Origin of the sequence: Pseudomonas sp. R37(2017), from assembly GCF_002113375.1 — a bacterium.
Taxonomy (GTDB): Bacteria; Pseudomonadota; Gammaproteobacteria; order Pseudomonadales; family Pseudomonadaceae; genus Aquipseudomonas.
In genome coordinates, this window is sequence record NZ_NEHO01000030.1 from 12,262 (window position 1) to 32,794 (window position 20,533).

21 protein-coding genes are annotated in these 20,533 nt (G+C 62.4%); 4 read left to right on the forward strand and 17 right to left on the reverse strand.

Translation table 11 applies throughout. The features are described from left to right. Nucleotides 1-19: 19 nt before the first annotated feature. A complete protein-coding gene (locus tag CAG47_RS26910; RefSeq protein ID WP_085729322.1) occupies nt 20-844 on the forward strand; it encodes an alpha/beta fold hydrolase in 825 nt (274 codons plus the stop codon). 33 nt (nt 845-877) lie between these two features. Here CAG47_RS26910 and CAG47_RS26915 read toward each other — a convergent pair whose 3' ends face one another. Further along, nucleotides 878-1,339 carry a helix-turn-helix domain-containing protein gene (locus CAG47_RS26915; protein WP_085729323.1) on the reverse strand — a complete coding sequence of 154 codons (462 nt, stop codon included), beginning with the start codon at nt 1,337-1,339 and terminating at the stop codon, nt 878-880. A 159-nt stretch (nt 1,340-1,498) separates the two neighbouring features. On the opposite strand from CAG47_RS26915, the gene CAG47_RS26920 reads away from it, so the two are divergent. Next, entirely contained in the window at nt 1,499-2,416 is a 918-nt protein-coding gene (locus CAG47_RS26920) for a LysR family transcriptional regulator (RefSeq protein ID WP_085729324.1), read from the forward strand. 503 nt (nt 2,417-2,919) lie between these two features. On the opposite strand, the gene CAG47_RS26925 is transcribed toward CAG47_RS26920, so the two are convergent. Beyond that, on the reverse strand, nt 2,920-3,708 hold the full coding sequence (locus tag CAG47_RS26925) for a helix-turn-helix domain-containing protein (protein ID WP_085729325.1): 789 nt from the start codon (nt 3,706-3,708) through the stop codon (nt 2,920-2,922). Between the two features lie 85 nt (nt 3,709-3,793). On the opposite strand from CAG47_RS26925, the gene CAG47_RS26930 reads away from it, so the two are divergent. Further along, nucleotides 3,794-4,792 carry a bile acid:sodium symporter family protein gene (locus tag CAG47_RS26930; RefSeq protein ID WP_085729341.1) on the forward strand — a complete coding sequence of 333 codons (999 nt, stop codon included), beginning with the start codon at nt 3,794-3,796 and terminating at the stop codon, nt 4,790-4,792. Between the two features lie 45 nt (nt 4,793-4,837). On the opposite strand, the gene CAG47_RS26935 is transcribed toward CAG47_RS26930, so the two are convergent. The 6 genes from CAG47_RS26935 to ribBA form a co-directional block, all read right to left on the reverse strand. Continuing rightward, nucleotides 4,838-6,553 carry an amidase gene (locus tag CAG47_RS26935; RefSeq protein ID WP_085729326.1) on the reverse strand — a complete coding sequence of 572 codons (1,716 nt, stop codon included), beginning with the start codon at nt 6,551-6,553 and terminating at the stop codon, nt 4,838-4,840. A 264-nt stretch (nt 6,554-6,817) separates the two neighbouring features. Next, nucleotides 6,818-7,972 carry an ABC transporter ATP-binding protein gene (locus tag CAG47_RS26940; RefSeq protein WP_085729327.1) on the reverse strand — a complete coding sequence of 385 codons (1,155 nt, stop codon included), beginning with the start codon at nt 7,970-7,972 and terminating at the stop codon, nt 6,818-6,820. Between the two features lie 17 nt (nt 7,973-7,989). Then, the gene (locus tag CAG47_RS26945) at nt 7,990-8,799 is read right to left on the reverse strand and encodes an ABC transporter permease (RefSeq protein ID WP_008059566.1); all 810 of its coding nucleotides are present in this window, start codon (nt 8,797-8,799) and stop codon (nt 7,990-7,992) included. A 6-nt stretch (nt 8,800-8,805) separates the two neighbouring features. Further along, on the reverse strand, nt 8,806-9,750 hold the full coding sequence (locus tag CAG47_RS26950) for an ABC transporter permease (protein ID WP_085729328.1): 945 nt from the start codon (nt 9,748-9,750) through the stop codon (nt 8,806-8,808). Beyond that, entirely contained in the window at nt 9,747-10,772 is a 1,026-nt protein-coding gene (locus CAG47_RS26955) for an ABC transporter substrate-binding protein (RefSeq protein WP_085729329.1), read from the reverse strand. The genes CAG47_RS26950 and CAG47_RS26955 overlap by 4 nt, the downstream gene beginning before the upstream one ends. A 321-nt stretch (nt 10,773-11,093) precedes the next feature. Then, nucleotides 11,094-12,203, reverse strand: a complete 1,110-nt coding sequence (gene ribBA, locus CAG47_RS26960; RefSeq protein WP_085729330.1) for a bifunctional 3,4-dihydroxy-2-butanone-4-phosphate synthase/GTP cyclohydrolase II — start codon at nt 12,201-12,203, stop codon at nt 11,094-11,096. A gap of 70 nt (nt 12,204-12,273) precedes the next feature. Between ribBA and CAG47_RS26965 the strand changes: the two genes are divergently transcribed. Then, nucleotides 12,274-12,570 carry a DUF1330 domain-containing protein gene (locus CAG47_RS26965; RefSeq protein ID WP_085729331.1) on the forward strand — a complete coding sequence of 99 codons (297 nt, stop codon included), beginning with the start codon at nt 12,274-12,276 and terminating at the stop codon, nt 12,568-12,570. Between the two features lie 114 nt (nt 12,571-12,684). On the opposite strand, the gene CAG47_RS26970 is transcribed toward CAG47_RS26965, so the two are convergent. From CAG47_RS26970 to CAG47_RS27010, 9 genes are all read right to left on the reverse strand, one after another. Further along, nucleotides 12,685-13,248, reverse strand: coding sequence for an NUDIX hydrolase (locus CAG47_RS26970; RefSeq protein ID WP_085729332.1), 564 nt, complete (start codon nt 13,246-13,248; stop codon nt 12,685-12,687). Between the two features lie 2 nt (nt 13,249-13,250). Further along, nucleotides 13,251-14,003, reverse strand: coding sequence for a GntR family transcriptional regulator (locus tag CAG47_RS26975; protein WP_085729333.1), 753 nt, complete (start codon nt 14,001-14,003; stop codon nt 13,251-13,253). Between the two features lie 89 nt (nt 14,004-14,092). Beyond that, a complete protein-coding gene (locus CAG47_RS26980) occupies nt 14,093-14,482 on the reverse strand; it encodes a carboxymuconolactone decarboxylase family protein (protein WP_007991919.1) in 390 nt (129 codons plus the stop codon). A gap of 124 nt (nt 14,483-14,606) precedes the next feature. Then, nucleotides 14,607-16,058, reverse strand: a complete 1,452-nt coding sequence (locus CAG47_RS26985; protein ID WP_085729334.1) for an NAD-dependent succinate-semialdehyde dehydrogenase — start codon at nt 16,056-16,058, stop codon at nt 14,607-14,609. 150 nt (nt 16,059-16,208) lie between these two features. Continuing rightward, nucleotides 16,209-16,694: a flavin reductase family protein gene (locus CAG47_RS26990; RefSeq protein WP_085729335.1), complete on the reverse strand. Its 486-nt coding sequence runs from the start codon at nt 16,692-16,694 to the stop codon at nt 16,209-16,211. Between the two features lie 12 nt (nt 16,695-16,706). After that, complete coding sequence (locus CAG47_RS26995) at nt 16,707-18,188, reverse strand: aldehyde dehydrogenase (protein WP_085729336.1); 1,482 nt, start codon at nt 18,186-18,188, stop codon at nt 16,707-16,709. Beyond that, entirely contained in the window at nt 18,185-19,018 is an 834-nt protein-coding gene (locus CAG47_RS27000) for an alpha/beta fold hydrolase (RefSeq protein WP_085729337.1), read from the reverse strand. Before CAG47_RS27000 ends, CAG47_RS26995 begins: the two co-directional genes overlap by 4 nt. Before the next feature lie 44 nt (nt 19,019-19,062). Next, the gene (locus CAG47_RS27005) at nt 19,063-19,653 is read right to left on the reverse strand and encodes an amino acid synthesis family protein (RefSeq protein WP_085729338.1); all 591 of its coding nucleotides are present in this window, start codon (nt 19,651-19,653) and stop codon (nt 19,063-19,065) included. Nucleotides 19,654-19,865: 212 nt separating this feature from the next. Next, complete coding sequence (locus CAG47_RS27010; RefSeq protein WP_085729339.1) at nt 19,866-20,228, reverse strand: hypothetical protein; 363 nt, start codon at nt 20,226-20,228, stop codon at nt 19,866-19,868. Between the last annotated feature and the right edge of the window lie 305 nt (nt 20,229-20,533).

Below are 20,533 nucleotides of genomic sequence, written 5' to 3' on the forward strand. Positions count from 1 at the left end.
CATCAAGGAGGCATCACCCATGAGCACGTTTACTACCCGCGACGGCGTCGAGATTTACTACAAGGATTGGGGCACCGGTCAGCCCGTTGTCTTCAGTCACGGCTGGCCGCTGAGCGCCGACAGCTGGGAGTCGCAGATGATCTTCCTGGCCTCCAGGGGTTACCGGGTCATCGCCCATGACCGTCGCGGTCACGGGCGTTCCAGCCAGCCGTGGTCAGGCAATGACATGGACCATTACGCCGACGACCTGGCGCAACTGATCGAGCTGCTCGACCTGCAGAACGCCGTGTTGTTCGGCTTCTCCACCGGCGGTGGCGAAGTGGCGCGCTACATCGGCCGCCATGGTACCGGCCGCGTGGCCAAGGCCGGGCTGATCTCCGCCGTGCCGCCCCTGATGCTCAAGACCGAAGCCAACCCCGGCGGCCTGCCGCTGGAGGTGTTCGACGGCATCCGCCAGGCTTCGTTGTCCGACCGCTCGCAGTTGTACATCGACATCGCCAGCGGCCCGTTTTTCGGCTTCGACAAACCTGACGCAAAACCGTCCCAGGGCATGATCGACTGGTTCTGGATGCAGGGCATGATGGCTGGCCACAAGAACGCCTATGACTGCATCAAGGCGTTCTCGGAAACCGACTTTACCGAAGACCTGAAGAAGTTCGACGTGCCGACTCTCGTGGTGCATGGCGACGCGGACCAGGTGGTGCCGTACGAAGCGGCGGGCGTCGCTGCCGCCAGGCTGGTGAAGGGCTCGACCCTGAAGATTTACCCGGGCGCCCCTCACGGTTTGACCGACACCCACAAGGACCAGCTCAACGCCGATCTGCTGGCGTTCCTCAAGGGTTGATCCGCGACTGAAAAGCGCAGGCTGCGCCGGTTCCTACGGGTGTACACACATCTCTGCAGGGGCTGGCCCGGCCTGCGATTTCTTGCTGTTCAACGAGGTGCCGCGGACAAACTGACAGCGCCAGGCAAATGGATTGATGCCTTCGCAGCGAGTGAAGACGTGGCAAAAATGTGCCTGATCGCAGAAGCCGCATTCGAGACTGATCTGCGTAAGGCTCATGTCGGTGTACTGAATCAACTGCTTGGCCAGGGCCACGCGCTGCTGGCGAATCCAGTCCTGCGGCGAGAGGCCGGTACTGCACTTGAACGCGCGGGAAAAATGACTGCGCGAAAGGGCGCAGGCCTGTGCCAGTTCAGTGACTTCCAGGCTGTCGCCGAGGCGCTCGAGGATCAGTTGTTTAACCAGCCGTTCGCGTTGCGGGCTGAGGCCACCGGTGTTTTTCTTTGGCGCAGGCGTGAATGGCGCGGGGGCGGCATTTTGCAGAACGTGAGCCATGGCGAATGTCCGTGTCGGTAGGCTTCATTCTTTGCCCCGAAGGCTCTGGCTTGCGAGTTAATCGTTGTTAATTCCTCGTTAACGGCGGGAAGTCCAGGGCAAAGTCAGACACAATCCTCATCCTCGCGCCTGACCTATCACACAAGGAAATCCGTGCCTATGAACCGTAACGATCTGCGTCGCGTCGACATGAACCTGCTGGTGATTTTCGAAGCGTTGATGTTCGAAAAAAACCTGACCCGCGTCGCCGAAAAACTGTTCATGGGGCAGCCGGCGGTGAGTGCCGCGCTGGGGCGTTTGCGCGATCTGTTCGACGATCCGTTGCTGCTGCGCAACGGTCGCGGCATGGAGCCGACTGCGCGCGCGCTGGCGATTCTCAGGGAGTTGCAGCCGGCGATGGACACCATTTCCGGCGCGGTCAGCCGGGCCAAGGAGTTCGAACCGGCAAGCAGTTGCGATGTGTTTCGCATCGGGCTGTCGGACGATGCCGAGTTCGGTTTGTTTCCGCCGTTGCTGCGTCAGTTGCAAGAGGAAGCACCGGGCATTGTCGTGGTGGTGCGGCGGGCCAATTACCTGTTGATGCCGGCGTTGCTGGCGTCGGGGGAAATTTCGGTGGGCGTGAGTTACACCACGGATCTGCCGGCCAATGCCAAGCGCAAGAAGCTGCGGGATATTCCCTGCAAGGTTCTGCGCGGCGACACCCGGCCGGGTGCGTTGACCCTGGATGAGTACTGCGAGCGGCCCCATGCGATGGTGTCGTTCTCGGGGGACTTGAGCGGCAATATCGACCTGGATCTGGCGAAGCTGGGACGCCGTCGCCGTGTGGTGTTGGGGGTGCCGCAGTTCAGTGGGTTGCGGGCGTTGCTCGCGGGTACCGAGATGATTGCCACCGTGCCGGATTATGCGGCCTGTGCGTTGGTGGAGGGGTGTGGCTTGCGGGCCGAGGATCCGCCGTTCGAGATTGAGGCGGCGCAGTTGTCGATGGCCTGGAGCGGGGTGCATGACAATGATCCGGCGGAGCGGTGGTTGCGGTCGCGGATCGCTCAGTTCATGTCTTTGGCTTTGGATGTTGCTTAGACTGGGACCTTTGCGGCCTCTGGGCCGACCAGGTTGGTGGTTTGGAATGTGTACATATCCGTTTCTTCGGTAACGGCGGCTGGCGGTTTCGCCCTTACGGCGACTTCCTTTTTTACAAGCGCCTAAAAAAGGAAGCGAAAAAACGCTCGCCCCTGGCGTCCGGCCCCTCGCTTAGGCTCGGGGTTCCTTCGCTCCGGCATTCATCCGGGGACACTGCCCTCCGGTTTGCTGCGCTGCACCTACATGCAGCGTGTTCGACTGCGTCGAACGGCGCTGCGCGCCACTCCCCGGATGAACGCCTCCACTCAGCCTCCCGAAGGGGCGGGTGGATCAAGATCAAAAGCTGCAGGCGAGCTAACGCTCGGCCTGTTGAGTGGTGAAGAGCGTGGGGGGCGTGGCCCTGCCGTTGTCTGTTCTTCTGTAGGAGCGAGCATGCTCGCGATGGCGGACTGATGGGCAACAAAGGACTTGAGTGGCCCCCACGATTTTTTCCTGTGCCGGACTTAGCGAAAGAACTCCCCCGGTGTTTCGCCGAACTGCTGGCGGAAGGCAGCGATAAACGCCGATGTCGAGTCGTAGCCACAGGCCAACGCGACGTCGGTGACTCGTTCGCCCTGTTCCAGTGGTGTCAGGGCGCCGAGCAGGCGCAAACGCTGACGCCAGGCGCGAAAGGTCAGTCCGGTGTCGCGCAGGAACAGGCGGCTGAGGGTTTTCTCGGTGACGCCGAATCTGTCGCTCCAGTGGCTGAGGGTGGTCTGTTGCTCCGGGTGCGACTCCAGGCTTTGCGCGATTTGCCGTAATCGGCTGTCCCGGGGCAACGGCAGCATCAGATCGATCTGAGGCGCCTCGGCCAACTGATCCAGAATCACCTGGGCCAACCGGCCGTGCGGACCGCTTTGATCGTATTCCACCGGAACCAGGCTGAAGGCACGGATCAACTCGCGCAACAAATCGCTGACGCCCAGCACATGACAGCTCGGGGGGGCCCAGGTCGAGACGCTGCAATCGATGTACAGGCTGCGCATTTCCGTGCGCGGCGAGCTGAACACCCGGTGCGGCATGCCCGCCGGAATCCACACCGCGCGTTCCGGCGGGGCGACGAAACGCCCGACGCCGGTCTGTATTTCGAGCACGCCCTGGATCGCATAGGAAAGCTGCACCCATGGGTGGCTGTGGCGCCGGGTCAAGGCGCGATTGGGCAGCGATTCGGTACGACCATAGAGCGGTCGCGGCAGGCTGGACAGCCCGGGAATACTGCGTCGAACACTTTTGTCATGTCCTTTTGGCGGCATCAGGTGGCTCTTCGGCGTTAGTCGGTAATATCCAGTCACGTTAGAGTCGCTTCCATGTACTGGCAACCCCCGGATGATCAAGCCCATGACTCGCCCCCGTCTGTTACCTGATAACTTCACCCTGACCCTGATCGGCGTGGTGACGTTCGCCAGCCTGCTGCCCGCCAGCGGCCAGGTCGCGGTCGGTTTTGGCTGGCTGACCAACATCGCCATCGCGCTGCTGTTTTTCCTGCATGGCGCCAAGCTGTCCCGCGAGTCGATCATCGCCGGTGCCGGGCACTGGCGCCTGCATTTGCTGGTGTTCGGCCTGACCTTCGTGCTGTTCCCGCTGCTCGGCCTGGCGCTCAAGCCCTTGCTGTCGCCGCTGATCGGCAATGACCTGTACATGGGCATGCTTTACCTGTGCGCATTGCCTGCCACGGTGCAGTCGGCGATTGCCTTTACTTCGCTGGCACGGGGCAACATCCCGGCGGCGATTTGCAGCGCGGCGGCATCCAGCCTGTTCGGGATTTTCCTCACGCCGTTGCTGGTGGCCCTGCTGCTCAATGTGCACGGCGAAGGCGCCTCGACCCTCGACGCCATCCTCAAGATCAGCGTGCAGTTGCTGCTGCCGTTCATTGCCGGGCAAATCGCCCGGCGCTGGATTGGCGACTGGGTGGCGCGCAACAAGAACTGGTTGAAGTTCGTCGATCAGGGTTCGATTTTGCTGGTGGTCTACGGCGCGTTCAGCGAGGCGGTGATCGAAGGCCTCTGGCAGCAGATTCCGCTGCTGGATCTGGTCGGGCTGGTGCTGGTCTGCTGCATCGTTCTGGCGCTGGTGCTGGTGGCCTCGACGGTGCTCGGCAAAGCCTTCGGCTTCAACCAGGAAGACCGCATCACCATTCTGTTCTGTGGCTCGAAGAAAAGCCTGGCGACCGGCGTGCCGATGGCGCAGGTGCTGTTTGCCGGCAGCACCATTGGCTTGCTGATTCTGCCGCTGATGCTGTTCCACCAGATTCAACTGATGGTCTGTGCGGTACTGGCACAGCGATACGCCAAGCGGCCGGAGTCGATTCCGGAACTGATGGCTCAGGTCGATCCCTGATTGGCCAGCCGTGGCGGCTCGAGTGAGCCGCCACGGTTCTACGGGTCAGCGCTTGTCGGCGACCAATGGCGGGGTACGCGGCGGGATCATGCGTTTGCTGCCGGTCGACTCGAACGCCGACGCCAGCTTCAGCAACGACGAGTCGTCATAGGCGCGACCGGCGAACGTCAGGCCGACCGGCATGCCGATGTCCGGCATCACGCCCATCGGCACGGTGACCGTTGGCACGCCGAGGTGGCGGATGGCGAGGTTGCCGTTGGCGACCCATATGCCGTTGCTCCAGGCGATATCCGCCGATTGCGGATCGACATCGGCATTGGCCGGGGCCACATCGGCGACCGTCGGGAACAGCACCGCGTCGAGGCCCAGGCGATCCATCCAGTCTTCCAGATCGATCTTGCGGGTCTTTTCCAGTCCGCGCAGGCCGTCCGGCACCGTGCTGATCTGGTCCCACGGTGTGATGCCGCGTTCGGCCATGCGCACGTATTCGTCCATGCCGGCGACGAGGTCGCCCTCACGGTTGGGCAGGGTACCCGGGTCGTGAGGGAAGATTTGCGGGCCATCGACATCGACCAGGCGATTCAGTTCGGGATCGCCGTTCGCTTGCAGGAAATCATCGAAGGCCCAGGCGGTCAGGTCCCACAGTTCATGGTGTAAAAACTCTTTGGAGACGATGCCGCGATTGAACACGGTCGTTGCGCCAGGGCGATCGCCCTCGCAGTTGGAAACCAGCGGGAAGTCCACTTCGAGCACTTCGGCACCGGCGGCTTCGAGGGCCTTGCGCGCCTGTTCCCAGAGGCCGATCACCGAAGGACGGGTGTTGATGCGCTGGCCGGTCGGGCCACCGATGCCAGGCGCTTCGGATGTACCGGCTTCAGGGTCGGCGTTGATGTACATGCGTGGAATGCCGAACTTCTTGCCTTTGAGCGCGTCGCTGTTTGCAGCCAGCGCCGCATAGGATTGCGGGCGTACCTCGGACGATTTCGGAATGGGTACCCAGGGCTGCAAGCGCCACAGGTCGCCGCGGGTGTCCGGGTCATCGGCCACGACCACGTCGAGTACTTCGAGCAGGTCGGCCATGGTCCGGGCAAACGGCACGACCACGTCCATGGTCGGGGTCAACGGCCAGTTGCCGCGGACCGAGATCACCCCGCGAGAAGGGGTGTAGGCGCACAAACCGTTGTTCGAGGCCGGGCCGCGACCGCTCGACCAGGTTTCTTCCGCCAGGCCGAAGGCCGAGAAACTGGCCGCGGTCGCCGTGCCGGCGCCGTTCGACGAACCGGAAGCGAAAGGGGCGGTGAGGTAACCGGCGTTGTACGGGCTTTCGGCGCGGCCGTAGACGCCGCGCTGCATCCCGCCGTTGGCCATCGGCGGCATGTTGGTCTTGCCCAGGCAGATCGCCCCGGCGGCGCGCAGGCGTTCGATGGTGAACGCATCGCGATAGGCGACCAGGTCCTTGAAGGCCGGGCTGCCGGAAGCGGCGGTGAGCCCCTTGACCAGATAACTGTCCTTGGCGGTGTAAGGGATGCCGTCCAGCGGGCCCAGTACCTGGCCCTTGGCGCGACGGGCGTCGCTGGCCTGTGCTTCGGCGAGCGCCTCGGGGTTGCGCACCACGACCGCGTTCAGCGCCGTTGGCGTTTGCGGGCCGTCATACGCGTCGATCCGCGCGAGATAAGCCTGGACCAGCTCGACCGAGGTGGTCTGGCCGGATTCGAGCGCGGCGCGCAGCTCGGCGATGGAGACTTCGGTGACTTCGATCATGCTGCCACCGCCGCTTGCAGGTGGAGGGTCCCAAACACTTCACTTTTCTCGAAATGGACGTTCATATCGTTATTCTCGTTGCACTGTGTGGCACGACAGGGTCGGGTGTTAAAAATACTGAGCGCTATTTAGCATTAAACCGGGATTTTAGGAATCCTTTGTCCAATTTATCTTACAGGCGACAGAAAAAAGGCCACCACAACCCGACGTTGTGGTGGCCTGAGGGTGACTCATTATAGTGGCCCGCACGCGCAGGCCAATGGATCAGTGCGCGCCGGCAGCCTTGTTCAGGTCGCTTTCGGCCCATTCGGTGTACACGCAGGCATCCGCCGTGGCCCAGCGCACCTTGACCGGATCACCGGCATTGAGCGGCATGCCGGCGGCGGAGAGTGCCTTGACCGTCATCGAGGTGCCACCCGCGGTGACCACGCTGCAGGTCTGGCTCTCGCCGAGAAACAACACTTCCACGACCTTGGCCGAAACTTCGTTCCAGCCGGCGGCCAGCGGTTCGTCAGAGGCTTGCTGCACGCTCAACGCCAAGGCCTTTTCTGGACGTACCATCAGCAGTACGTCCTGATCGGTTTGCAGGCCGGCAGTGAGGCGGATCGACAGCGGCTGGCCTTCGAACGATGCCACCGCATTGCCCTGGGCCTTGAGCTTGAGGAAGTTCGAGTTGCCCAGGAACGACGCGACAAAGGCGTTCGGCGGGTTCTGGTACAGGTCATAGCCGCTGCCCAGGCCGACGATCTTGCCGTGGCTGAAAATCGCGATGCGCTGGGACAGGCGCATGGCTTCTTCCTGGTCGTGGGTCACGTAGACGATGGTGATGCCCAGGCGCCGATGCAGCTGGCGCAGTTCATCCTGCAGGTCCTCGCGCAGTTTTTTGTCCAGTGCGCCCAACGGTTCGTCCATCAACAGAATGCGTGGTTCGTAAACCAGCGCCCGGGCGATGGCGACACGCTGTTGCTGGCCGCCGGACAGTTGCGAAGGGCGGCGATGGGCAAATTGCTCCAGTTGCACCAGTTTCAGCATCGCATCGACCCGGCGCTCGCGTTCGGCGGCGGCGAGTTTGCGGATGGTCAGCGGGAAAGCGATGTTGTCGCGCACGGACAGATGCGGGAACAGCGAGTAGCGCTGGAACACCATGCCGATGTCGCGTTTGTGCGGCGGCACGTTGACCAGCGACTGGCCGTTGACCAGGATCTCGCCGCTGCTCGGGGTTTCGAAGCCGGCGAGCATCGACAGCGTGGTGCTTTTGCCCGAGCCGCTGGAACCGAGGAAAGTGAGGAATTCGCCGTCCTTGATGTCCAGCGAGATGTTGTCCACGGCGGCAAAGTCGCCGTAGTGCTTGTTCAGGTTACGCAGGCTGACCAGGGGCTTGTCATTTTGCTGCGCGGAATCTTTGATCACTGCACTCATGTCGTACTCCTGGGCGCTCAGGCGCTGATTTCGTTGCGCCGGCGCAGGGCAGCGGCGATGACCATGACCAACACCGAAAGGCCGATCAGCAGCGTCGAAGCGACGGCGATCACGGGCGTCAGGTCCTGGCGCAGGGTGGTCCACATTTTCACGGGAAGGGTTTGCAGGGTCGGGCTGGCCATCATCACGCTCAGCACCACTTCATCCCACGAGACGAGGAAGGCGAAGAGGGCGCCGGCCACCATGCCCGGACGGATCGCCGGGAAGGTCACCTTGAACACCGCTTGCAGGCGCGAGGCGCCGCAGATCACCGCCGCGTCTTCAATCGACTGATCGAACAGCTTCAGCGAGTTGATGATCGAAATGATGGTGAACGGCAGCGCGACGATGACGTGGCTGACCACGAACGCGAACATCGTCCCGGTGTAGCCGAGTTTCAGGAACAGCGCGTACACCGCCACGGCGATGATCACCAGCGGCACGATCATCGGCAGGGTGAACAGGCCGTAGAGCATTTCCCGGCCGGGGAAACGCCCGCGCACCAGGGCGAATGCGGTCGGCAGGCCCAAGGCGACGGCGAAGAACGTCGTCAGCACCGCGACCTTGAGGCTGGCCATCGCGGCGTTCATCCAGTCGGCATTGGAGAAGAACTGGCCGTACCATTTCAGCGTCCAGCCTGGCGGCGGGAACACCAGCCATTGTGACGAGCCGAACGACAGCAGCACGATGAACACGATCGGCAGCAGCAGGAACAGACCGATCAGCCCGGTGGTGGCGTACAGGCCCAGGCGCATGCGCCGGCTCATGGCATTGGGGGTCAGGAGCATGACGGCTTACCTCGCGTTGCTGGCGCCAACCGGGGATTCCGGCTGGAGCTTCAGGTAGAAGTAGAACAGCACCAGCGTGATCACGATCAGCAACGCGGCGCCGGCGCTGGCCAGGCCCCAGTTGAGGAACGACTGCACCTGCTGAATGATGAATTCGGGCAGCATCATGTTCTGCGCACCGCCCAGCAGCGCCGGGGTCACGTAGTAACCGAGGGACATCACGAACACCATCAGGCCGCCGGAGAACAACCCCGGCCGGCACAGCGGCAGGAACACCCGGAAGAAATTGGTCCAGGGGCTGGCGCCGCAGATGGAACCGGCCTGCAGGATCATCGGGTCGATGGCCTGCATGGTCGCCTGCAATGGCAGCACGATGAACGGGATCATGATGTAGCTCATGCCGATCACCACGCCGGTGAGGTTGTGCACCATTTCCAGCGGTTGATCGATGATGCCCATGGCCATCAACGCCTTGTTGATCACCCCCGAGGCTTGCAGCAACACCAGCCAGGAGTAGGTGCGGGCGAGCAGGCTGGTCCACATCGACAACAGCACGATGTTGAGGATCCAGCGCCCCCAGCCGCGCGGCACCAGGGTGATCGCCCAGGCCAGCGGGAAGCCCAGCAGCAGGCTGAACAATGTCACCAGCCCCGCCACCGAGAATGTGTTGAGCAGTACCCGTGCGTAGGCGGAGTTGGCGAACAGTTGTTCGTAGTTGCCAAGGCCCGGCACCGGTTCCAGCACGCCGCGCAACAGCAGGCCGATCAACGGCGCCAGAAAGAACAGGCCGAGGAACAGCAGGGCGGGCACCAGGTTGCTCGCGCCACGCCAGCGCTGCGTCAGGGAAGGGGATTGCGTCATCACGGCAGCCTTGGCGGACGCCGAACCGGCAGCGCCAGTGGCGCTCCCGGTGGCAGTGGATGGACGAGACGCGGTTACCGTCATTTTCATTTGACCAGCCATTCGTTCCACCGTGTCGCGATGGCCGGACCGTTCTTGGCCCAGTACGCGAAATCAAGAGTGATCTGATCCTTTGCGTAGGCGGTCGGCAGGTTGGGAGCCAGCACCGAGTCCAGGCGCTGCACGCTGTCGACGTTGACCGGAGCGTAGGCGGTCAGGTTGGAGAAGTCTGCCTGGCCTTTGGCACTGCTGGCATTGGCCAGGAACTTCATCGCCGCGTCCTTGTTTTTCGAACCCTTTGGAATGACCAGGATGTCGGCCATGACCAGGTTCTGCTTCCAGCTTACGCCAACCGGGGCGCCGTCTTCCTGCAGGGCGTGAATCCGGCCGTTCCAGAACTGGCCCATGCTCGCTTCACCGGAGGCCAGCAGCTGTTGCGACTGCGCGCCGCCGCCCCACCAGACGATGTCTTTCTTGATGGTGTCGAGTTTCTTGAACGCGCGGTCCAGGTCCAGCGGATAGAGTTTGTCGGCCGGCACGCCATCGGCCAGCAAGGCCAGTTCAAGAACGCCAGGGCTTGGCCATTTGTAGAGGGCGCGTTTGCCGGGGTAGGTCTTGGTGTCGAACAGCGCGGACCAGTCCTGGGGTTTGCTGGCGCCGAGCTTGCCTTCGTTGTAGCCGAGGACGAAGGAGAAGAAGAACGAGCCGACGCCATGATCGTTGACGAAGCGCGGGTCGATCTTGTCGCGTTCGATGACTTTGAAATCGAGGGGTTCGAGCAAGCCTTCGGAGGCTGCGCGCAGGGCGAAGTCGGCTTCGACATCGACCACGTCCCACTGCACGTTGCCGCTTTCGACCATGGCCTTGAGCTTGCCGTAGTCGGTCGGACCGTCCTGCACTACGGTGATGCCGCTGGCCTTGCTGAACGGGTCGGCCCAGGCCTGCTTCTGCGCATCCTGAGTCGTACCGCCCCAGCTGACGAAGTTGACGCTTTCGGCCGCCAGCAACGCCTGGCTGGTGACGCTCAGCAGTCCTGCAAACAGCACTGCGGATACACGTTTGTTCAACACCATTTTCACGCCCTCATTGTTGTGTTTATGAGCGGGGCTTTCGAGTGCCCGCCTATCGGGAGCATCAGGTCCATCGAATCATCTCTGATCGTATGGCCTATGGAATATCATATTATGGTATTCCAAACTTTGTGCAAGCACTTTGCCGTACCGGCTATCAGCCAAAAGTGGTTTTTCAGTGGTTCCGACGGTTGCTCGACGACGCAGTCCCCTGTGGGAGCGAGCCTGCTCGCGAAGGCGGTGTAACAGTCAACGAAGATGTTGGATGTTCTGCCCTCTTCGCGAGCAGGCTCGCTCCCACAGGGAATTGCACTAAACCGAGGGTCACTCAGTAAACGGAATACTCTCCACCACCTCCAGGTCATACCCGGTCAAGCCCGCATATTTCAGCGGCGGTCCAAGATGACGAAGCTTGCCGACACCCAGGTTCTGCAGGATCTGCGCACCCGTGCCCACTTCCGAGTAAATCCGCGACTGCGAACGGCTGAACTGCCGTGGCGGTTGGGTCAATTGCGGCACGCGTTCGAGCAACGCCTGGGAGGATTCGTGATTGGCCAGCACCACCACCACGCCGTGGCCTTCGGCGGCGACACGCTGCAGGGCGGCCCACAATGTCCAGTTGCTCGGTCCGCTGTACTCGGCACCGACCAGATCGCGTAACGGGTCGATCACATGCACGCGCACCAGTGTCGGTTGCTCGCGGCGCAGATCGCCCATGACCATGGCCATGTGGACACCGCCTTCGATGCGATCTTCAAAGGTGATCAGACGAAAGGTGCCGTGCACGGTCGGCAGATCACGTTCACCGATGCGCACGATGGTGTGTTCGGTGCTCAGGCGATAGTGGATCAGGTCGGCGATGGTGCCGATCTTGATCCCGTGCTTGCGCGCGAACACTTCCAGATCCGGGCGGCGGGCCATGGTGCCGTCATCGTTCATCACTTCGACGATCACCGAGGCGGGCGTATGGCCGGCCAGCCGTGCCAGGTCGCAGCCGGCTTCGGTGTGACCGGCGCGGGTCAGCACACCGCCTTCCCGGGCACGCAGCGGGAAAATATGGCCTGGTTGCACGATGTCGGCGGGGCCGGCGCTGGCGGCGACGGCGGCGGCCACGGTGCAGGCTCGATCGGCAGCGGAGATACCGGTGGTGACACCGACGGCGGCCTCGATGGACACGGTGAAGGCGGTGCTGAACACGCTGCCGTTGCTCGGCACCATTTGCTCCAGGCCCAGGCGTTTGCAGTGCTCGTCGGTCAAGGTCAGGCAGATCAGGCCACGGGCTTCGCGGGCCATGAAGCTGATCGCCTCGGGTGTGCAGCAGTCGGCGGCGAGCAACAGGTCGCCTTCGTTTTCCCGGTCTTCATCGTCGACCAGCAAGACCATTTTGCCGAGGCGGTAATCTTCGATGATTTCTTCGATGCTGTTGAAGGCCATGCTGGAGTCTCGGTGTCTGTTGGATGGATAATGTGGTATACCATAATACAAAATAAATCGAGAGGTCACTATGAAGGCGTACTGGATTGCTCATGTGGATGTCACCGACCCCGATCGATACAGCCAATACACCCGGCGGGCACCGCAGGCGTTTGCCGCTTATGGCGCACGGATCCTGGCTCGCGGTGGGCGCAGCGAGGCGATGGAAGGTCGGTCGACGCCGCAACGCAGTGTGGTCATCGAGTTTGATTCTTATGAGCAGGCGGTGGCTTGCTATCACTCGGCGTTGTATCAGGAGGCGCGGGGGTATCGGGTGGGGGTGGCTTTGGCGGAGGTGATTATTGTCGAGGGGGTGGGGGCTTTGTGATATCAGGATGTACACAGCCCCCTGTAGGAGCGAGCATGCCGCAAGCGGGCGCCCGCTCCTACAAGGACACGAGGTCGATTGCGATCAAGTCGGCCAGATCAAAATCCGCCTCTGTCAGCGAATGAAGTGAATCTTCCCGCTGTCGTCATTGCCCATGTAAATGCCATAAACCCCGGCCTGCCGCTCCTCGATATAGCGCTCGAGAATCTGCCGGATCGCCGGGTAGTAGATGCTCTCCCAGGGGATATCCTCGGGCGCGAAGAATTTGTAGTCGAGCGTCTCCGGCCCGTACTGGCCAGTGATTTCCAGGGCGGTGGCGCGGAAGATGATGTACACCTCGCTGATCTGCGGCACGCTGAAAATCGAATAGGGCGAGACGATTTCCGCACGCACGCCGCTTTCTTCCCAGACCTCGCGCAAGGCCGCCTGCTCGGTGGTCTCGCCGCTTTCCATGAAGCCCGCCGGCAGGGTCCAGGTGCCGGGACGCGGTGGGATGGCGCGCTGGCAAAGGAGGTACTTGCCGTCCTGCTCGATGATGCAGCCGGCGATGATCTTCGGATTGACGTAGTGGATGTAGCCGCAGCCGCGGCACATCAGGCGCTCGTGCGTATCGCCCGGCGGCAGCTGTGACTTGAGGTCGTTGCTGCCACACTTTGGACAAAAGCTCGGGCTGAACATGATCAACGTCCTATGCGAGGTTCTTTGATCGCGATGGGCAGGGTGATCTCGGGGATCGGACCGGTTTCTTCCTGCTTGCGCTTGAGGTAATCCAGGGCCACGGCAGCAGCGGCACGCACGTGGTCGACACACGCCTGGTGGGCGGCCAGTGGATCGCCGCCCTTGATCGCCTCGACCATGCGTTCCATTTCCTGGTTGCTGGCGCCGCGACGGTTTTCCTGGGACACCGAAGTCGCGCGCAGGTAGCTGATGCGTGCCTGCAACTGGCGCAACTGGGTGGCCGCGACATGGTTGCCCGAGCCTTCGAGCAGCACGTCGTAGAAGCCCTGAACCGAGTCGATGACCTGTTGCAGTTCGCCGTCCTTGAGTGCCTTGCGGTTTTCTTCCAGGGCTTTTTCCAGGGCCTTGATGTCTTTGGCCTTGGCGCGCAGGGTAAACAGTTGAACGATCAGCCCTTCGAGCACGCAGCGCAGCTCGTAGATGTCGACGGCATCGGCCAGGGTGATGATCGCGACTCGAGGGCCCTTGGCATCGGCGAACTCCACCAGGCCTTCGGACTCAAGATGGCGCAAGGCTTCTCGCACGGAAGTACGGCTGACGCCCAGGCGATCGCACAGATCGCGTTCGACCAGACGGTCTCCCGGCAGGAGCTGGAAGTTCATGATGGCGCTTCGCAGTTTATCCAGCACGATTTCGCGCAGGGTAACGGGGTTGCGATTGACCTTGAAGTTGTCGTCGAGTGGCAGGCGTTTCATGGGGTCCGCTCTGATTGTGGCTGTCCATGCAAAAAAGGGCACTGCGATTACAGGAATCCATGTGCCCAGTCGAATCAAACAGCCAAGGGTTAACTGGAGGCCTCGGCATCGGCTTCGGCGAAGGCTTCGCGGGCGAGCCGGAAACTGTCTACGGCAGCGGGGACACCGCAATAAATGCCGACCTGAAGCAATATTTCGCGTATTTGCTCACGACTCAGGCCGTTACGCAAGGCACCGCGCACATGCAGCTTGAGTTCATGTGGCCTGTTGAGGGCCGAGATCATCGCCAGGTTGATCATGCTGCGCTCCTTGAGGGACAAACCCTCACGGCCCCAGACGTGACCCCAGCAGTACTCGGTGACCATCTCTTGCAGCGGCCGGGTGAAGTCGTCTGCGTTTTCGATGGAGCGGTTGACGTAGGCTTCGCCCAGCACCTGGGTGCGGATCTTCAGGCCTTTTTCGTATTTTTCGTTGTTCATTTCCATGTCTCCCGTAAGGCCTCTGTAGGAGCGAGCATGCTCGCGAAAAACGTTAACGATGACGCGAGCATCCTGAATGGTCGCGGCGCCTGCAGGTTCTTCGCGAGCGTGCTCGCTCCTACAGTTAAAGGCCACCCATCAGGGTGTATTTGAGTTCCAGGTAATCCTCGATGCCGTACTTCGACCCTTCACGGCCCAGCCCCGAGGACTTGATGCCGCCAAACGGCGCGACTTCGGTGGAAATCAGCCCTTCGTTGATCCCGACCATGCCGTATTCCAGCGCCTCGCTCATGCGCCAGGCGCGGCCCAGGTCGCGGGTGTAGCAGTAGGCGGCGAGGCCGAATTCGGTGTCGTTGGCCATCTCGACGGCCTGGGCCTCGGTGTCGAAGCTGAACACCGCGGCCAGTGGGCCAAAGGTTTCATCACGGGCGACTTTCATCTGCGTGGTGACCCCTGTGAGCACGGTCGGCTGGAAGAAACCGTTGCCCAGTGCATGACGTTCGCCACCGCACAGCAGTTGGGCGCCATGGGCCAGCGCGTCTCGCACGTGGTCTTCGACCTTGGCCACGGCACGCTCGTTGATCAGCGGCCCCTGGGTGACACCGGCATCGAAGCCGCTGCCGACCTTGAGCTGCGAAACCCGCTCGGCCAGGCGCGTGACAAAGGCGTCATGGATGCCGGCCTGGACCAGGAAGCGGTTGACACAGACACAGGTCTGCCCGGCGTTGCGGTATTTGGCGATCAGCGCGCCGTCTACCGCGCGCTCCAGATCGGCATCGTCGAACACAATGAACGGCGCGTTGCCGCCCAGTTCCAGGGAGACTTTTTTCAGGGTCGGCGCGCACTGGGCCATCAGCAACTTGCCAATGGCGGTGGAGCCGGTGAACGACAGTTTGCGCACCAACGGGCTGGCCGTCAGCTCGCCGCCGATGGCGATGGCGTCGCCGGTGATCACGTTGAAGATGCCCGCAGGAATGCCGGCCTGTTCGGCCAGCGCGGCCATGGCCAGTGCCGAGAAGGGTGTTTCCGGAGCCGGCTTGACGATGCACGGGCAACCGGCGGCCAGTGCGGGGCCGGCCTTGCGGGTGATCATCGCCGCCGGGAAGTTCCACGGCGTGATGGCCGCGACGACGCCAATCGGCTCCTTGCTGACCACGATGCGCGCATCGCCCTTGTGGCTGGGGATGGTGTCGCCGTAGATGCGCTTGGCCTCTTCGGCGAACCACTCGATGAAACTGGAGGCGTAGAGGATTTCGCCCTTGGCCTCGGTCAGTGGCTTGCCTTGTTCGAGGGTGAGGATTTCGGCCAGGGCATCGGCGTTTTCCAGCATCAAGGCATGCCAGCGCTTGAGCGTGTTGCTGCGCTCCCTGGCGGTCAGCGCACGCCAGGCGGGCCAGGCCTTGTTGGCGGCGTCGATGGCCAGGCGCGCGTGCTCGGCACCGAGGTTCGGCACCCGGCCGATGAGTTCACCGGTGGCCGGATTGAAGATGTCCTGACAGGCGCCATCCGGCGCGTCCAGCCATTGGCCGTTGATGTAGGCCTGCTGGCGGAACAGTTGTGAGGCTGCTGGGTTCATGCCGGCTCCCGAGAAATTTGTAAGTGGCTGCTCTGCTTTACCTGTAGGAGCGAGCAAGCTCGCGATAGCGGACTGACATTCAACAAATATGTCGACTGATACACCGCTATCGCGAGCCTGCTCGCTCCTACAGGGTTTTGTGTTGAAGTGTCAGGACAGGGAGGGCAACGGCCCCAGCTTGCCCTTGTGGTAGATCATCGGCGTCACTGGCTGCTCGGGCAGGATCAGGTTCTTCACCGCGCCGACGATGATCGCGTGATCACCACCGTCGTATTCGCGCCACAGTTCGCACTCGATGATCGCCGTAGCCTTGGCGAGGATCGGGTTGCCCAGTTCGCTCAGGTGCCACTCGATGCCTTTGGCCTTGTCCTTGCCTTTACCGGCGAAGGCGTAGGCTTCGGCGGTCTGGTCGGCGGACAGCAGGTGAATCGCGAACTGCTTGCTGTCGCGCAGCACCGGATAGGTGTCGGAGGCGTAGTTGGGGCAGAACAGCACCAGCGCCGGGTCGATCGACAGCGCACTGAAGGCGCTGGCGGTGATGCCGACGATGCCGCCGTCCGGGTCCAGGGTGGTGACCACCGTGACGCCGGACGGGAACGAGCCCATGACGTCTTTGTAAATGCCGGGTTCGATCATTTTGCAAATCTCCTAGCGCATCACAAACGGGTCAGGCATCGGTGCCTGGGACAGGTTGATCCACACCGTTTTCAGCTCGGTGTAGGCCAGCACCGAATCGATGCCGCTTTCGCGTCCATAGCCGCTGTTCTTGAAGCCGCCGATCGGCGCCATGGCCGAGACCGCGCGGTAGGTGTTGACCCAGATGATCCCCGAACGCACGTCCCGGGCCAGGCGGTGGGCACGACCCAGGTCGCGGGTCCAGATGCCGGCGGCGAGGCCGAATTGCGAGTCGTTGGCAATCGCCAGGGCTTCGGCTTCGTCCTTGAAACGGATGACCGAAGCCACCGGACCAAAGACTTCTTCCTGCATGATCTTCATCGAGTTGCGGTCGCACTCGAACAGCGTCGGTTCGTAGAACCAGCCGTCTCCCACACCCGCCGGACGCTTGCCACCCAGACGTAAACGCGCGCCCTCGGCGATGGCGTCGGCCACCAGGCCTTCGACCACGGCCAGTTGCTGCGCGGTGGCCATCGGGCCCATTTCGCTGCTGTCGTCCTGCGGGTTGCCGATGCGGATGCGCCGGGCGCGTTCAACCAGGCGAGCGACGAACTCGTCGTAGATCTCGTCCTGCACCAGCAGGCGCGAACCGGAGACGCAGCTCTGCCCGGAGGCGGCGTAGATCCCGGCGATGGCGCCGTTGATCGCGCTGTCGAGGTCGGCGTCGGCGAAGATGATATTCGGCGATTTGCCCCCCAGTTCCAGGGACAACTTGGCGAAGTTCTCGGCGCTGCTGCGTACCACATGTCGCGCCGTCGCCGCACCGCCGGTGAAGGCGATCTTGCGGACCAGCGGATGGCGGGTGAGGGCGGCGCCGGTGCTCGGGCCGTAACCGGTGACGACGTTGACCACCCCCGGCGGAATCCCCGCTTCCAGCGCCAGGCGCGCCAGTTCGAGGATGGTCGCCGAGGCGTGCTCGGAAGGCTTGATCACGATGGTGTTGCCCGCGGCAAGCGCTGGCGCCAGTTTGATCGCGGTCAGGTACAACGGGCTGTTCCACGGAATGATCGCGGCGACCACGCCCATGGCTTCGTGCACTGTGTAGGCAAACAGATCCGGCTTGTCCAGCGGCAGGGTGCCGCCTTCGAGCTTGTCCGCCAGGCCTGCGGTGTAGTGGAAGAACTCCGGCAGATAGCTGACCTGGCCACGGGTTTCGCGGATCAGCTTGCCGTTGTCGCGGCTTTCCAACTGCGCCAGTTGTTCCTTGTTTTCGGCGATCAGGTCGCCCAGGCGTCGCAGCAATTTACCGCGAGCGGTGGCGGTCAAACCACGCCAGGCCGGGCTGTCGAAAGCGGTCTGCGCAGCCTGCACGGCGCGCTCGACGTCGGCTTCGTCGGCATCGGGCAGTTCGGCCCAGGGTTCGGCCAGCGCCGGGTTGAGGCTTTCGAAGGTCTTGCCGGACAGGGCATCGACCCATTCACCGCCGATGCACATCTGGAAGCGTGCGAGTGTCATGCAACGATCCCCTTTATATGGTTTTGTCGGGAGTGCGCTTTATCGAGAAACTCCAGCAGCAGCTGGTTGACCAGGCGCGGCGATTCTACGGGCATCATATGCCGCTGTTCGGGAAGCACCGCAACCGTGGCGCCGGGAATGCGCGCGGCCAGTTGCTCGGCCATTTCCGGGGTCGAGCCCGGGTCCAGCTCACCGGTGGCGACCAGGGTCGGCACCTGGATACTGGCCAGGTCGTCGGCGCGGTACATGTCCTGGGTGGCGAACAGCTCATAGGTCGTCAGGTAACCCTGCGGGTCGTTCTGCGCCAGTGTCTGGCGCAGCGCGGCGATCTGTGCCGGATTGGCCGCCTGGTATTCGCGGCTGAACCAGCGCGACAGTGCCGCTTCGGCATTGGCATCCGGTCCGTGCTCGGCGGCCTGGGCAGTGCGGGCGATAACGCCCGCACGCTGTTCGGCACTGCGATTGAACACACTGTTGAGCACCACCAGGCCTTCCAGGCGTTGCGCGTAGTGCAGGGCAAAGGCCCGCGCCACCAGCCCGCCCATGGAAAAGCCGATCACCGTTGCCTTGGGCAATTGCAGGTGGTCGAGCAGCTCCAGCAACTGGTCGGCATAGCCGAGCAGCGACGTGCCGATCGAAGGGCGCGGGCTGGCGCCATGGCCGAGCATGTCGTAGGCGATGACGCGGTACTTGGTGGCCAGGCCAACGATCTGGCCGCCCCACATTTCTTTGTTCAGGCCCACGCCGTGGATCAAGACCACGGGCTGGCCTTGGCCGGTCGCCAGGTAACTGGTGCCAGCCGGGGTGAGTTCAGCGGTGAGCCGAATCATGGAGCGCTCCTGCAATGCCTTCTTGTTGTCGTTCTGCTGGCCGGTTACTGGGCTTTTTCGGCGGCCAGTTCTTCCAGGTCGATGTAGCGGTTGCCGATGCGTGGGTGAATTCGGCCGCCGTCGGCGCAACCCAGGACCACGACGATTTCGTCGGCGCGCGGTGCGTCTTCGATCTGCATTTCCAGGGTGATGTAGTGCGAACGCAGGCCTTCGTCGTCCTTGTGCATCATCGGGATCTGGATCGAAGTGCCAGGGCCGCCGCGCTTGTTGGTGAAGCTCAGGTAGCTCTTGGCCTTGACCGCTTCGCGGTAGTGGTTGCCGAAGCGCAGGGTGTGGATCACCGCCGAAGCGTGTTCGATTTCGCCGTCGGCGCCGACCACCGCAGCCTTGCCGTAGGCCTCGATCTTCTCGGCGCCGCCGATGATGCCCACCAGGCGTTCAACCATCAGTGCGCCGAGGTCGGAGCAGTTGGCGCGGATCTGTGGTTTCAAGTCTTCGACGAAACCATTGCCCAGCCAGGGGTTCTTCATCACTACGGCCAGACCGACCATGGTCACGGGCTTGTCTGTGGCTTTGCCGCCTTCGATAAAGGTTTCTTCGACATAGCTGACGATCTTGCGGATTTCGAAACTCATGAGCTGCTCCGTAGGGATTTGGGTGTCTGTGCGTCTGATGGTATACCATAATACCGGAAGCACAAGTCCCTTGAACGGAGTTTCTGGCTGGATGGCGATAAATGGAGGGCAAGAGAGGAGCCATGCAGGGTGGCGCGGGTTGTTGAAAGGCGTAAAAAAACCCGGCTGATGAGGCCGGGTTTCTTGTCGAGTCCTGCGTTACCGCCATGCATTCAGGCGGTGCGGTTCTGGATCAGGTGGTCGGAGCCACCTTCGGCGACGCGGTTTTGCAGCAGTTTGTCGGAGCCGCCTTCGGCGACGCGGTTTTGCAGCAGTTTGTCGGAGCCGCCTTCAGCGACGCGGTTTTGCAGCAGTTTGTCGGAGCCGCCTTCGGCCACGCGGTTTTCCAGCAGGCGATCCGAACCACCTTCGGCTACACGATTCTCGATCAGGCGATCGGAACCACCCTCGGCCACACGGCTTTCAATCAGACGATCCGAGCCGCCTTCAGCGACCACAGGTTGAGCAGAGGTAGCGGCAAAAGCGTTAACCGCGAAAACCGAGAAAGCGATGCTGAGGAGGGTCTGGCGTTTCATAGTGGTGTGCTCCGGGGTGCTGATGGGTTGGTATGGAGCAGATGTTACGCCGGGGATTTTTTAAGAGAACTTCATTGAAATGATGGTGACTATCGATGCGGTCAATGGATCGCAGATCTCTGTAGGAGCGAGCACGCTCGCGATGGACTCGAGAACACCGCGGGGTGTCAGGCGTCCAGCGTCATCGTTAACCACCATCGCGAGCCTGCTCGCTCCTACATCTATGGTTACCCCCTTTTCTGCAATACTGTTTTTGATGTTGTGTTTGGCTTGCTTTCATCTATCCGGCGTCTGAGTGGGGGTGT